We start from the raw sequence: 13,301 nt of genomic DNA on the forward strand, positions 1-13,301 counted from the left end.
ATGACCGTCAAAACCACCTGGTACGAAGCCGACAGCCGTTTCATTCCCGGGCATTACCAACCCGCCACCCTGATCGATCTGGCGTTGTCCCGGGATATCGACAGCCATCGCCTGCTACGCGGCACAGGGTTGTTCCATGTCGATATTCTGGCGGGCCAGACTCGCCTCAGCCCGCAGCAGTTTCTGCAACTGATCGGCAACAGCCGGCGCCTGCTGGATGCCGACGACAGCAGCTTCCTGTTCGGCCAACGGTTATTGCCTGGGCACTATGGCGCCGTCAGCCACGCCTTGCGCCACGCGCAAAACCTGCACCAGGCCCTCGACTCGCTAGTGCAGCAACAGGCGTTGCTCAGCCCGTTGGCCACGCCGCGCCTGTTGCTCGATGAACAGTTCGCCTATGTCTATTGGCTGGACAGTTGCGGCGCGGGCGAGCAATGGCGATTCCTGCTGGAAGCGAGCATGACCTCGCTGGTGGCCATGAGTCAGTGGCTCAGCGGCCGCCGCCTGCCGTGGGTGTGCAGCCTCAGCCATGCCGAGCCGCGATACGTCGAACAGTATTGGGTGCACCTGGGCGAAGACACCCAGTTCAAACGGCCGCTGGACCTGATGCGCATCCCGAGGAAATACCTCGCCCAACCCTGGCCCAATGCCTCAGCCACCGCCGGCCAGGTCGCCCGCCTGGAAGCCATGGGGCAAATCGAACAGCTTGGTTTTGCGCAGAGCTTCACCGACTGCCTCTACAACTACTTGCTGGAAAAGGTGCGCCAACCGCCGAGCCTGGAACAAGCCGCCCAGTCCTTCGCCATGAGCCCCGCCACCCTCAAGCGCAAACTGCAAAAACACGACACCGGGTTTCAGCAGCAAGTGGATCGCGTGCGCAAACAGGTGGCGCTCTATCTCTATCAAGTCAAAGGACTCAGCAACGAAGAAGTGGCCGACTACCTGAGCTTCAGCGATGCAGCCAACTTTCGTCGCTCATTCAAACGCTGGACCGGCAGCACACCGAACCTGATCCGCCAGTTGTTCAGCATGGGTTGACCCGCGGTTTTTACCTCTTTGATGTTTTTGTCCGTTGCCGTGGCATAGCGGTTATGCCAAGCCGATTGACCGCTTTGGGTCGACTTCTGCCTCTCGCGACGGGTAGAAAACGGCCAAAAGCAGTCATTCACCTGCGTGACGAGGCAATGCAATCGAAATCAAAGCTGCAAGCAGCACAAATGCACTCGATATCCATAAACACGCACCCAGCCCATAAAACTGATAAACCCAGCCAGAGAGCACTGTGCCGATAAGTCGCCCCAGGGCGTTCGACATGTAATAAAAACCCACATCTAGCGACACTCCATCCTCCTTGGCGTAGGACACGATCAGGTAGCTGTGCAGCGACGAGTTCACCGCGAACAGCGCGCCAAAGACCATCAAACCGCCGAGCAGCACCATCTGCTGCGACAAACCAGTGTTCAGCCCGAGAGCGATTGCCGCAGGCAAGCCTGCCAGTGCTAGTGCCCACAAAAATGCCGCACGACCATCCGGTACGTGTCCACGTTTCTTACCGGTGATGTTGGGCGCGAAGGACTGCACGATGCCGTAGCCAATCACCCAGGCCGCAAGGAAGCCGCCAACCTCCCAGAAGTCCCAGCCGAACACGCTGCTCAGGTACACCGGCAAGGCCACCACAAACCAGACATCGCGGGCACCGAACAGGAACATCCGCGCCGCTGAGAGGATATTGATTGCCCGGCTCTTGGACAGGATGTCGCGAAATTTGGGCTTGGCTTTGGCCTTGCCCAGGTCCTTCTTCAACAGAATCAAGCTGCTGATCCAGATCAGCGCCAGGACACCCGCCATGGCCAACAAGGCGCCTTTGAAGCCGATCAGTGCCAGCAAGGCCCCGCCAAGAAAGAAGCCGACACCCTTGAGCGCGTTCTTCGAGCCGGTGAGGATTGCCACCCACTTGTAGAGCTTTCCCTGTTGCCCATCCGGAACAAGAAGCTTGATGGAGCTTTTGGCGCTCATCTTGTTCAGGTCTTTGGCAATCCCCGACAGCGCCTGTGCGCCCATCACCCATGGGATGGTTAGCCAAGCGACAGGAACCGTCAGCATCAGCAGCGCCGCGACTTGGATGCCCAGCCCGATGTTCATGGTTCGGTTCAGGCCCAGCCGGGCGCCGAGGTAGCCACCCACCAGGTTGGTGATCACGCCAAAGATTTCGTAGAACAGAAACAACGCCGCGATTTGCAGTGGGCTGTAGCCCAACGCGTGAAAGTGCAACACCACCAACATGCGCAAGGCACCGTCGGTGAGGGTGAAGGCCCAATAGTTGCCCGTGACGAGCAAGTACTGCCGCACTTCCGGAGCGAGGGCTGACAACGCTTTCATGACCGCTCCTTAGTCCGCCAGACTGACCAGTTTGGCCAGTTCGACGGCGCGATTGGCATAGCCCCATTCGTTGTCGTACCAGGCATAGATCTTCACTTGAGTGCCATTGATCACCATCGTCGACAGTGCATCGATGATCGATGAGCGCGGGTCGGTGCGGTAGTCGATGGACACCAACGGACGCTCCTCAAAACCGAGGATGTCTTTCAGCTCGTTCTCGGAGGCGTCCTTGAGGAGTTGATTCACCTCCTCAACAGTGGTGACATGCTCGACTTCAAAGACGCAGTCAGTCAGTGAAGCGTTAGCCAGCGGCACGCGTACGGCGTGGCCGTTCAGGCGCCCACGCAGCTCTGGGAAGATTTCGGCAATCGCGGTGGCCGAGCCGGTGCTGGTCGGGATCAGGCTCATGCCCGAAGCACGCGCACGACGCAGATCCTTGTGCGGTTGATCGAGAATGCTTTGGGTGTTCGTCAGGTCGTGGATAGTGGTGATCGAGCCATGACGAATACCCAGTTTCTCGTGGATGACTTTCACCACGGGCGCTAGACAGTTAGTGGTGCACGAAGCGGCGGTAACGATGCGATGTTCAGCCGGTTTGAACAACTGATGGTTGACGCCCATGACGACGTTCAACGCCCCTTTTTCCTTCACCGGCGCGCAAACCACCACACGCTTAACGCCCTGATCCAGGTAGGCTTGCAACACCGCCACGGTTTTCATCTTGCCGCTGGCCTCGATCACCAGATCGCAACCTGACCAGTCGGTGTCGGCAATCGCTTTGTTAGCGGTCACCTTGATGCGCTTGCCGCCAATCACCACCTGATCGCCTTCTGCGCTGGCTTCGTGTTGCCAACGGCCATGCACCGAGTCGAAGTTCAGCAGGTGCGCATGGGTCGCCGCGTCACCCGCTGGATCGTTGATCTGCACGAATTCGAATTCTGGCCAGCCCCAGGCTGCTCGCAGCGCGAGGCGACCGATCCGACCGAAACCATTGATGCCAACTTTGATAGTCATGTTGTTGTGCTCTGTATCTGTTGTCAGTGGGAGTTCGACTGAGTGTCGAACTGGCCGATGTATTCGATATGGGCAGGATGCTGGATGGCCCGCGGACGCAACGACTGAACATCGCGGATGGCATCGCTGAATGGCACACCGCTCTCGATCAACAGTTGAGCCGCGATCAAACCGGTACGACCCGATCCGCCCTTGCAATGGATGGCAATGGTTTTTCCTTCGGCCAGCAGCTGCTTAAGTCGTGGATGGTGTTGTTCCCATGCGGCTTTAAATGCTTCGCCAGGCGCTTGATCATCTTCTACTGGCAGGTGAAACCACTCGATGCCGAGCATTTGGCACTCTTCGGGCAGCAGGTCGATCTCGTTCTGAAGCAACTCCTCGGTCGGCATCAGCGTCAGCAACGCCGATGCGCCCGCATCCTTAAGTGTTTGCAACGCCTCGAAAGGCCTGGTGCCCTTCGTGCCTGGGCACGGGGTGAAGATCAATTGGCCATTGAACTGAGCCAGCGGCAGTACGGAATAAGGGTGTTGTTGCACGGTGAAAAATCCTCAAATGGAGCGCTGATTGACACGTCTCATGAGTTCTTCCGCTGACTCTTTGCGTTCGGAATAACGATCCACCAGGTAGTCCTGGCGGTCGCGAAGCAGCAGCGTGAATTTCACCAACTCTTCCATCACATCAACGACACGGTCGTAGAACGGAGAAGGTTTCATCCGGCCGTTATCGTCGAACTCCATATAGGCCTTCGGCACGGAGGACTGATTGGGGATGGTGAACATGCGCATCCAACGTCCCAGCACGCGCAGCTGATTGACCACGTTGAACGACTGCGAGCCACCGCATACCTGCATGACCGCGAGGGTTTTGCCCTGGGTCGGGCGTACCGCGCCCATCGCCAGTGGCACCCAGTCGATCTGCGCCTTGAAGACCGCGCTCATCGAGCCGTGACGTTCCGGGGAACACCAAACCTGCCCCTCGGACCACAGCATCAGCTCGCGCAGTTCCTTCACACGGGGGTGATCGTCGGGAGCGTCGTCTGGCAGCGGCAAACCGGACGGATTGAAAATCCGCGCCTCGGCGCCGAAGTGCTCCAGCAACCGAGCGGCTTCCTCTACCAGCAAACGACTGAAGGAGCGCTCACGGGTCGATCCGTACAGCAGCAAAATGCGCGGCTTGTGGATGGAGGTCTTTTCGATACCGAGTTTGTCTGTCGATGGGAGATCAACCAGTTCGGTAGCGAGTTGGGGGATATGGTCATCAAACATAGTCATTGTCCTGCGCAATGGCGCTCTTGGATTCATCGAACCAGCGGCGTTTCAGCCAAAGGGCCACACCGACCAGGGAAATCAGTACCGGTACTTCCACCAGCGGACCAATCACCGTGGCGAAAGCGACCGGGGAAGCCAGGCCGAAGGTGGCAATGGCCACGGCAATCGCCAGTTCGAAGTTGTTGCTTGCGGCTGTGAAAGCCAGTGCGGTGGTGCGCGGGTAATCCGCCTTGAGCAGCTTGCCCATCCAGAAACTGATGAAAAACATCACAACGAAGTAGATTGTGAGCGGGATCGCGATACGCAATACATCCAGCGGCAATTGCAATACCACGTCACCCTTTAGGCTGAACATGGCCACGATGGTCAACAGAAGTGCCACCAGCGTCAGCGGGCTGATCTTTGGAATGAAGCGCTCCTGGAACCAAGCTTCGCCTTTACGGGCGATGAGGATCTTGCGGGTCAAGAAGCCGGCCAGGAACGGCACACCCAGGTAGATCAAAACCGACTCGGCAATGCTGACGAAGCTGGTCTCAATCACACTACCTTCCAGCCCGAACAGCGGCGGCAACAGCCCAAGGAAGACCCAGGCATACACGCTGAAAAACAGGATCTGGAAGATGCTGTTGAACGCCACCAGCCCGGCGACATATTGATTGTTGCCACCTGCGATCTGATTCCAGACCAGCACCATCGCGATGCAACGCGCCAACCCGATCAGGATCAGGCCCGTCATGTATTCCGGCTGGTCCCGCAAGAAGATGATCGCCAGCGCGAACATTAGTACCGGTCCGATGACCCAGTTCTGCACCAAAGACAAAACAAGGATGCGCTTGTCCTTGAAGACTTCCGGCAGCTCCTCATAACGAACCTTAGCCAGAGGCGGATACATCATCACGATCAAGCCGATAGCGATGGGGATGTTGGTTGTGCCCACAGAAAGACTGTTGAGCCACTGCGGCCAGCCTTCGAACAGGCTCCCCAAACCGATGCCCAAGGCCATGGCGAGAAAAATCCATAGGGTCAGGTAACGGTCCAGGAAGGAAAGGCGGCTTTTACTCATGATCATTGCTCCTGTGATTACAGCGTGCCAATCAGGGCCAGCTCTGCCTTGAGCTGCTCGGCACTCAGTTGGGATAGCGGTAAAGCCAGGAAGGCTTCAATACGGGTTTTGATCTGCTCCAAAGTGGCTTCAAAAGCCGCCTCAATCTCTTCTTGAGTTCCGTGGTATTCAGAAGGGTCAGCCAGCCCCCAGTGGGCTTTGGTGGCGGGTCCAAAAAATACCGGGCAGGCCTCACTGGCAGCCTTGTCGCACACCGTGATGACGAAATCAGGAGCCAGGTTCACATGGACATCGCTGGACTTACTGAACAGCCCGAGCGTCGACATACCAGCGTTTTCCAACGTCTTGAGACTCAACGGATGCACTTCACCTTTGGGCTGACTGCCCGCGCTGTAGGCTTTCATGTCTTCCGGTGCCAAGTGATTGAAGACCGCTTCACAGAGGATGCTGCGACAGCAATTGGCAGTGCAGAGGAACAGGATTTTCATCGAGCGTTCTCGTAGTCGAAGGCGGAATCAGGCGATTTTGCTTTCACAGCACACGACTGCCCGTTCAGGACGGTCACCCATTTCATCAAGGCGTTTGGCATCAGGGCTCAACCAGTGCTTGTTGCTTTCCAGCACGGTGGTCAGCACTTGATGAACCCAATCAGGGAGATTCGGGTGCAGTCGGTAATACACCCATTGGCCTTGCCGACGGTCCGACAACAGGCCGCAAGTACGCAGTTGCGCCAGGTGCCTGGAGATCTTTGGCTGACTCTCGTTCAACGCGCAGGTCAGCTCGCAAACACAAAGCTCTCCTTCACGAGTGATGAGCATCATCGTGCGGACCCGAGTGTCGTCAGCCAGGCATTTGAAAACAGTGGTCGGTGTCAGATGGTCAGCCATATCGTTTCTCAATGTTTGTTTTTGACCAAGACGAACATCTTGATGCGCTCATGAATTTCGTGAAGGGTGTGACGGAAGGCATCGGGTTTGGTGCTGGTGACCGGGTCTTCAAAACTCCAGGCCAATGCCTCACCCGTTCCAGGTAAAGACAGGCATTCCGCTGCGGCTTTATCACACAAGGTGATGACGTAATCGAAACGCTCACCACCGAACTCGTCTATCGACTTGCTACGTAATCCTTCGGTGCTCACACCGATGTGTGAAAGCGACTCGAAGGTGCGCGGATCTACCTGAGTTGGGGTTGTGCCGGCGCTGAACGCCTCGAAATGCTCCGAATCGGTATGCCTCAGCAACGCTTGGGCCAACTGGGAGCGTGCAGCGTTGGCAGTACAGACGAACAGGACACGGGCTTTGCTGGCCATTGTGAAGCCTCAGCTCATATGCGATTTAACGAATATATGTTTTTCCGCATGCAAGGTAAAGAGCCAGCGACCCATTAATCCATCAAAACGATTGGACCCCGCCAAGCACCTTCAATGAAAGCTGTGTATTACGGCGCTAGCCAGCCTTCCGTGTCTCTTCAAATATCTGCGGCGGTGTATATATGGTTTCTGTAATGAATCTGTCACTCACGCAGAAATAGGTCGCTCCTTGGTTCAAGGACTACCTGGACGTGCAAAAGAAAATAAGAAGGTCGCCCCTAACCAGCCCCGGTCATCGAGGGCGGGTTCGGTAGCTGCGCACTAGGCTTTGCAACAACCCGGCGAGGTACGAGGCGCTGCCTCAAGGATTGTCTCTCCGGTGCCACAATAAGACGTCTGACTTGCCGAAGCCTTCAAGCGATCATCGACTTCATCGAAATCCGAGTTGCAAATGCCCGTTTCCGGGAGGATCAGCTCAACCCTTTTGGCCGCACCCCAATCACCCGCCAGCGCCGCGATGACAGAGCGAACTTGCTCATACCCAGTCATCAACAAGAACGTAGGCGCCCGACCATAGCTCTTCATTCCAACAATGAACAAACCTTCCTCAGGATGGGCAAGTTCTATCGCGCCATGAGGTCTGACCGTACCGCAGCTGTGCTCGTTGGGATCGATCATTGGAGCGAGCAACACTGCGCTTTGAGTTGCGGGATCAAGTGCGATTCGCAACTCGGCGAGCAGGCTCATGTCAGGTCGGAATCCAGTCGCCACAATGATTTGGTCCACAGGTGGAAGTATCTGGTCTCCCGCCTTCACAACCAACCCTTGGCCATTGCCTACAACCTTATCGATAGCGACGTTTTTGAACAGCTCGATCACGCCGTCACTTAGCAATTGGCGAATCTTCAGGCCGAGCTTTCCGCGCTCTTCCAATTGATCATTCGCACCACCACCCAGAATGCGCTCAAGAGAATTACCCCGGATCGCCCAGAGCACTTTGGTTTGCGGTGCCTCCTGAATCAGACGCACCAGATCCTGTAGGGCGTTAAACGCGGAGTGACCACCACCCACCACCAGCACTCTTTTGTTGGCATAGCGATTCCGCGCACGACCCAGCACCTGCGCAATGCCATACTCGATGTGTTCCGCATGCTCGATCTCGCCCAAGGCCGGGATGCCATGGGCGCCCATCCAGTTTGGTGTCAGGTAGGTGCCCGAGGCATCAATGACAGCACTGGCCAGCACATTTTGTTCACCCGCTGACCCTGAGACACGCAGTAAAAAAGGAGCTGCTGATCTGCCCTGAGTCTTCATCACATCCTGACCGACGCGAGTGGCTGCCAGAACACGGGTATTGAGCTGCAAGTGACGCTTGATCTGATCGAGGTCCGCGAGAGGTCGAACAAAGCAATCCAGCAGTTCACGGCCCGTTGGATACTCGCTCTCCGGTGGTGGAGTCCAACCATCGGCCAGCAAAAGTTTGGCCGCCTCCTTGTCCACATTGAACTGCCACGGAGAGAACATCTTCACATGCGCCCATTTTTCAATGCTGGACCCCGCTTTCGGGCCCGCTTCCAGAATCAGCGGCGTGAGACCTCGCGCCAGCAGGTGAGCAGCTGCCGCCAGGCCCACTGGACCGGCACCGATTATGGCGACGGGAAGGTGAGCGTTATCCATGATCAACTCCTTCTTCAGGTTGGCTGATTGTTCGGGAACAGGCGCTCGACAATCGCGCAGTCGAGCCAGCGTCCTTCAAGGCAGGCGTGTTTTTCATACACCCCAACTTGGCGGAAACCGCAGGTTTCGCACAATGCGAGGCTGGCGTGATTGAAGGTGAAGATGCGTGAAAGGACTTTCCAGAATCCGCGAACTTCGGCTTCTTTCAGCAGTGACTGAAGTAACTGTTTGCCGAGTCCCTGGCCGCGAACGCTGCGGTCCAGGTAAATAGAAAAATCCGCAATGCCGTCGTAACAGGCACGAGCGCGATAACTACTGAGCCCAGCCCAGCCAACAACCTGATCTGCCTCGTCGACCATGACCAACACTGGAAAACGCTCCATTGTTTTGATGCGATCAAGCATGTCTGCCGGGCTTCGAGGAGTCGTTTCAAACGTAGAACTGCGCTCCTCGATCCCCCTGTTGTAGATGGCAGCTATCGAAACAGTGTCTTTCGGTTCAGCTAAACGAACTCGCATCGTTGGAGCCCCATTACGTTGGCAGTAACAACATTATTGGCAAAAAAGGGAAATTTTTCCCTTTCAATCCTTACTCTTCACGGCTGGGCAGCACTCACTCACGAGCCCGCAGCGAATCTCCGTGGCCCGCGTAATCTGCCTCAGCAAACTCAGTGCTCCCTGCCTGGCTTCAGCTGACAGGTTCTCAATCATCGCTCGCTCCTCAGCTATCAGGTCCGCTCTGATTTTCGCGTATAGCTCACGTCCAGAATCCGTTGCCTGAATTCGCACCGCACGCCGATCTTCATCATCCTCAACGCGGGACACATACCCTTTGCGCTCCAGGGTATCTATCACTCGACTCGCCGTACTCTTGTCCAAGAACATTTCTTGCGCCAAGACCTGAAGGCGCAATGCGCCCCTTTTAACCAGCGTTTCGACGGCATAGCACTGGGTCACCGACACGTCGTAACAGCAGATCCGATCTCGATCACGGAACTGATGGACGCGAACCAACTGGTTCAACGCCTCGTACAAGTCCTCGGAATCCTGAGTGAGCTGATCGATTTTTCGCTTCGTCATAACCGTCACAAATTAGTTGTTAGGTGCAACAGTAATCCTGATTTCCCGAAATCGTCAACACCGATCTCTCGATTGACGATAGCCAAAGGAAGGCGTTAGCTTGTTGTCACTGACAACAAAAAATGGACGCACCGGTTGTGACACTTCCAGAGCAGATTCATCCTCCGATCAATCGCTCCAGGCTCGTATGGGCCATGGGTTTCACCCAGATTCTGCATCAAGCGAACACTGGGGCCGATGCATTGTGAATGAAGCGCATCAAGCCAGGAATGATGTGAGAAGCATCCGGCCCAACGCCTCTAAGGGTTGCCGAAGCAAAGTTGCGCTGCTTCGGTAATCCCACAAAATACAAACCCGGTACATGCTCCGCTTTCCCGTTGCGTTGGGTGAGGCTTTCATTGCCCGCCACGTGCAGACCTGCCAAAAAACCAAGGTTCGGACGAAACCCGGTCGCGAAAACCAAACTATCCACGTCAGTGTGCTGCCCATCAGCCCAGATCACGCCCGTTGACGTTACCTCCGTGAACATCGGCTTGCGCTCAAAAAGTCCCTGCTTCATGGCTCGACGATAGTTACCATCATCCAGTACAGGGGTACTTTGATCATTCAGCCAACGAGTCTTCTCCATCCCTGTCCACTTGAGCCAAGCATGAAAGTCCACACCGAGGATCTTTTGCGGAAAAAACCGAATCGATTCCCTTGTCGCCAATACGACGCTGCTGACTTGAGCCAACTCATGGGCAATTTGTACAGCTGAGTTGGCAGCACCTATGACCACTACTCGTTGATCACTGAAGCCGTCGACATTTCGGTAATCAGCACTGTGTAAACGTTGCCCGCGAAAACTCCCCAGCCCCTGAATGTCAGGGATGAACGGCTGGTTGAATCCGCCAGTGCAAACGATCAACGCTCTTGAGCAGAAACGCTGACCATCAGATGCCTGAAGCAAAAAGAGTCCATCCTCCCTACTCACTCTCTGGACTCGTATGTTCTGCCGAATGGGTAGCTGGAAAGCGTCCGCGTAATGCTCCAAATAACGTACGACTTCATCGCGTAGCGGATAGTGCTGAGCTTCCGCTGGAAAGGGCATCCCAGGTAAAGACGAGTAAGCAGCAGGAGAAAATAATCTCAGGTTGTCGTAGTAATTGCGCCAGTTTCCACCTGGCTGGCTCTCAGCATCCAATATGAGAAAACTGAGATTCTGCTGCCGCAGATGCCAACCGCACGCGAGCCCAGCTTGGCCCGCACCAATAACGATGACATCCGCGGGCTCATTAATTATGTTCATGTGTGCGCACTCATGCATATATTGAGATGATAAAAAAACTACTCAGATACACCAGGGCAGCAAAACGGAGCCAGACTCTTCATGTGCTGAAGCATGGCTTCGAGCCGTGCCAACACCGCCGGCCCATCTACCTCGTAGAACATCTGCCTACTGACCTTGGTAGCGCGGACAATGCCCGCCTCTAATAGCACTTGCAGATGACGGGACACCACTGAACGCTCTTGAGGTAATCCTTCAGCGATCTCGCCGATATCCGCACGCCCCAGTTGCATGACTCGCTTGAGCACAGCTACCCGCGACGGCTCGCACAGAGCTTTGAAGAAGGCTCCATCGAGAGAGTCGATTGCAGCATCAATTGCACGGGAACGTGTAGAGATTCGGTTTGTCATGCGGAGGACTATATGTGCATATCCATGCACGCGTCAATTGCCCGAATGAGCGTCAACAACAGATATCAATAGCGCCTGATCAATGCCTGCAAGCTCCAGAATGATGAATTCGAACGTCAGCTTTGGGTCCAGAGTGTGTAAAAACACTTTCGTATCAGGGACGCCTAAGCCCAGCGCTCTTGGGCGAGGCGATTACCTAAACATTTGCCATGATTAGCACCGGTAGCGCTGCAAAGCGTTTATTAAGCGCTTTAGCGCCTCTTGGAGCAGCATGCTGGGGCTTTTACGTCGCCATCGCTTTCAATAAGCCTTCTGTACCGATGATTTTCATGACTCGTTTCATATTGTAGGCGAGCACGTTGAGGCTCATCTCCGCGCTGACTCCGACCAACTTACGAGTCAGGAAGTGCTTCGAGCCCATCCATTGTTTGAGCGTCCCGAAGGGATGCTCAACAGTCCTTTTTCGAACTCGCATCATGTCAGGTGCATGATTCATTCGACGCTGCATTTCCTCCAGCACGGCCTCGTGTTCCCAGCGACGGACTCGCCGCTCCGTACTCGGTGTGCACTGGGGTTTTAGCGCGCAACTCTGGCAACGTGAACTCCAGTAGCAGTGCATATTCATGCCTTTTTCAACGCTTGAGAAGCGCCAGATCAGCGCTTCTCCCGCCGGACAGACATATTCGTTTTTCGTCGGGTCATAAACGAAGGCATCTTTATTGAATCGTCCTTCCGCCTTGGCACTGGAGGTCATTGGCTTTGGTACATAGGCGGTGATGTTTGCGTCGTGACAGGCAAGGATTTCCTCGCCCTTGAAGTAGCCTCGATCAGCCAGTACCGATAGCGTTTCTGAGGCCATCGCTTCCCGAGCCTGCTTCGCCATCGAGCTGAGTTGGTCTCGGTCAGAACCAGCGTTGGTGACCTCGTGAACCACGATCAAATGGTGCTGGGTATCGACCGCTGTTTGCACGTTGTAGCCGACGATTCCGTTGCCGCGTGTCTTCATCGAACGGGCGTCAGGATCGGTCAGTGAGACCTGTTTGTCAGGCGACTCGTTGAGCTGAACCTCGATCACCAGAAGCTCTTTCATTTGAGTTTTAAGTTTCGCGATTTTCTCTTCCAGACGCGTGGCATCTAGCACGGAGGCAGTTGGAACCTTCCGATCAGCCGCATCAAGCGCAGTCAGGTAACGGTTGATGCTCGACTCAATTTCTTCCATTCGCCGTTTTAGTTTGGCGCTGGTGAAGTTGCGGTCACGATTGTTCACCGCCTTGAATTTACTGCCGTCGAAGGCGATCAGGTTTTCCTCGAAAAGCCCCAACTGCTGGCACAGGACAACGAACTGGCGGCAGACCCCACGAATGCCTTTGCTGTTGTCTTTTCGGAAGTTGGCGATGGTTTTGAAGTCGGGCATCAAACGCCCGGTTAACCACATCAGCTCGACGTTGCGCTGGGCTTCTCGCTCAAGGCGTCGGCTCGACTGAATGCGGTTGAGGTAACCGTAGATATAGATCTTCAGCAGGATCGCAGGGTGGTATGCAGGTTTCGGCTGGAATGACGCCATCAAAACCCAGCTTGGCCAGGTTGAGTTCATCGACGAAAACGTCAACCATGCGTACCGGATGGGTATCGCTGACATAGTCGTCGAGGCTTTCGGGAAGTAAGGTGTTTTGACCTCGGTGTTCACCCTGGATAAACCGTTTCATGGGTTCCCTTGCGATGAAATTCTCAGAAATCATAGCAAGGGTTTGTCCGGGCGTTTTTACACACTCTGGGCCAGAAGCCGCCATTCCACACTGCGCCTGTCCGTCGTTCAAATTGGCGGGTCTACGCTA

General features: G+C 55.5%; 14 protein-coding genes and 1 pseudogene. 1 reads left to right on the forward strand and 14 read right to left on the reverse strand.

Translation table 11 applies throughout. From position 1 onward, the window contains the following. Complete coding sequence (locus NQL71_RS21800; RefSeq protein WP_274643270.1) at window positions 1-1,038, forward strand: AraC family transcriptional regulator ligand-binding domain-containing protein; 1,038 nt, start codon at window positions 1-3, stop codon at window positions 1,036-1,038. Window positions 1,039-1,161: 123 nt separating this feature from the next. Here NQL71_RS21800 and arsJ read toward each other — a convergent pair whose 3' ends face one another. The 14 genes and pseudogenes from arsJ to NQL71_RS21870 form a co-directional block, all read right to left on the reverse strand. Further along, window positions 1,162-2,379 carry an organoarsenical effux MFS transporter ArsJ gene (gene arsJ / locus NQL71_RS21805; protein ID WP_046815162.1) on the reverse strand — a complete coding sequence of 406 codons (1,218 nt, stop codon included), beginning with the start codon at window positions 2,377-2,379 and terminating at the stop codon, window positions 1,162-1,164. Between the two features lie 9 nt (window positions 2,380-2,388). Next, entirely contained in the window at window positions 2,389-3,393 is a 1,005-nt protein-coding gene (locus NQL71_RS21810) for an ArsJ-associated glyceraldehyde-3-phosphate dehydrogenase (RefSeq protein ID WP_274643271.1), read from the reverse strand. 23 nt (window positions 3,394-3,416) lie between these two features. Next, window positions 3,417-3,929: a cyclin-dependent kinase inhibitor 3 family protein gene (locus NQL71_RS21815; RefSeq protein WP_077182598.1), complete on the reverse strand. Its 513-nt coding sequence runs from the start codon at window positions 3,927-3,929 to the stop codon at window positions 3,417-3,419. Between the two features lie 12 nt (window positions 3,930-3,941). Next, the gene (gene arsH, locus NQL71_RS21820; protein WP_077182597.1) at window positions 3,942-4,658 is read right to left on the reverse strand and encodes an arsenical resistance protein ArsH; all 717 of its coding nucleotides are present in this window, start codon (window positions 4,656-4,658) and stop codon (window positions 3,942-3,944) included. Continuing rightward, on the reverse strand, window positions 4,651-5,724 hold the full coding sequence (arsB, locus tag NQL71_RS21825; RefSeq protein ID WP_077182596.1) for an ACR3 family arsenite efflux transporter: 1,074 nt from the start codon (window positions 5,722-5,724) through the stop codon (window positions 4,651-4,653). The genes arsH and arsB overlap by 8 nt, the downstream gene beginning before the upstream one ends. Window positions 5,725-5,741: 17 nt before the next feature. Next, window positions 5,742-6,212, reverse strand: coding sequence for an arsenate reductase ArsC (locus NQL71_RS21830; protein ID WP_248686898.1), 471 nt, complete (start codon window positions 6,210-6,212; stop codon window positions 5,742-5,744). A gap of 27 nt (window positions 6,213-6,239) precedes the next feature. Continuing rightward, complete coding sequence (locus NQL71_RS21835) at window positions 6,240-6,611, reverse strand: metalloregulator ArsR/SmtB family transcription factor (protein ID WP_046815156.1); 372 nt, start codon at window positions 6,609-6,611, stop codon at window positions 6,240-6,242. An 8-nt stretch (window positions 6,612-6,619) separates the two neighbouring features. Next, a complete protein-coding gene (locus tag NQL71_RS21840; protein ID WP_046815155.1) occupies window positions 6,620-7,033 on the reverse strand; it encodes an arsenate reductase ArsC in 414 nt (137 codons plus the stop codon). Window positions 7,034-7,354: 321 nt separating this feature from the next. Then, a complete protein-coding gene (locus tag NQL71_RS21845; protein WP_274643272.1) occupies window positions 7,355-8,710 on the reverse strand; it encodes an FAD-dependent oxidoreductase in 1,356 nt (451 codons plus the stop codon). Window positions 8,711-8,724: 14 nt separating this feature from the next. Further along, the gene (locus NQL71_RS21850) at window positions 8,725-9,228 is read right to left on the reverse strand and encodes an arsinothricin resistance N-acetyltransferase ArsN1 family A (RefSeq protein WP_274643273.1); all 504 of its coding nucleotides are present in this window, start codon (window positions 9,226-9,228) and stop codon (window positions 8,725-8,727) included. A 63-nt stretch (window positions 9,229-9,291) separates the two neighbouring features. Then, window positions 9,292-9,789 carry a MarR family winged helix-turn-helix transcriptional regulator gene (locus NQL71_RS21855; RefSeq protein ID WP_046815152.1) on the reverse strand — a complete coding sequence of 166 codons (498 nt, stop codon included), beginning with the start codon at window positions 9,787-9,789 and terminating at the stop codon, window positions 9,292-9,294. A gap of 217 nt (window positions 9,790-10,006) precedes the next feature. Further along, entirely contained in the window at window positions 10,007-11,077 is a 1,071-nt protein-coding gene (locus tag NQL71_RS21860) for a flavin-containing monooxygenase (RefSeq protein WP_274643274.1), read from the reverse strand. Between the two features lie 38 nt (window positions 11,078-11,115). Continuing rightward, the gene (locus NQL71_RS21865; RefSeq protein ID WP_046815150.1) at window positions 11,116-11,466 is read right to left on the reverse strand and encodes an ArsR/SmtB family transcription factor; all 351 of its coding nucleotides are present in this window, start codon (window positions 11,464-11,466) and stop codon (window positions 11,116-11,118) included. 283 nt (window positions 11,467-11,749) lie between these two features. After that, window positions 11,750-13,172, reverse strand: a pseudogene (locus NQL71_RS21870) (IS1182 family transposase). Between the last annotated feature and the right edge of the window lie 129 nt (window positions 13,173-13,301).

Source organism: Pseudomonas serbica, from assembly GCF_028823535.1.
Lineage (GTDB): Bacteria > Pseudomonadota > Gammaproteobacteria > Pseudomonadales > Pseudomonadaceae > Aquipseudomonas > Aquipseudomonas serbica.